This is a genomic window from Bacillus sp. 17RED48, assembly GCF_019837545.1.
Classification (GTDB): domain Bacteria; phylum Bacillota; class Bacilli; order Bacillales; family Bacillaceae_G; genus Bacillus_A; species Bacillus_A wiedmannii.
In genome coordinates this window covers 1-371 of the sequence record NZ_JADAXG010000061.1, presented here as the reverse complement: position 1 = coordinate 371, position 371 = coordinate 1, and the positions used below count along the sequence as shown (strand labels likewise).

Sequence of the window (371 nt, the reverse complement as noted above, 5' to 3'; positions counted from 1 at the left end):
CAATATAATGTTTTTTTAAAAATGGAGGAGGTAGAGGGATTCGAACCCCCGCGCGACTCTCGCCGCCTGTCGGTTTTCAAGACCGATCCCTTCAGCCGAACTTGGGTATACCTCCATGAAGGAAAAATAAAAATTTATTATTATATGTATCTAAACCATTTAAAAAGAAAATGGAGGAGGTAGAGGGATTCGAACCCCCGCGCGATTCTCACCGCCTGTCGGTTTTCAAGACCGATCCCTTCAGCCGAACTTGGGTATACCTCCGAGACATATAATAAATAAAGTGGAGCCTAGCGGGATCGAACCGCTGACCTCCTGCGTGCAAGGCAGGCGCTCTCCCAGCTGAGCTAAGGCCCCATGTTTTTGGGAAT

General features: G+C 47.7%; 3 tRNA genes. All 3 read right to left on the bottom strand.

Going from position 1 to position 371, the window contains the following annotated elements:
* Nucleotides 1-22 precede the first annotated feature (22 nt).
* Nucleotides 23-115, bottom strand: a tRNA-Ser gene (locus tag ILT06_RS32290).
* 56 nt (nucleotides 116-171) lie between these two features.
* Nucleotides 172-264, bottom strand: a tRNA-Ser gene (locus tag ILT06_RS32285).
* Between the two features lie 20 nt (nucleotides 265-284).
* Nucleotides 285-357: transfer RNA gene (locus ILT06_RS32280), tRNA-Ala, on the bottom strand.
* Between the last annotated feature and the right edge of the window lie 14 nt (nucleotides 358-371).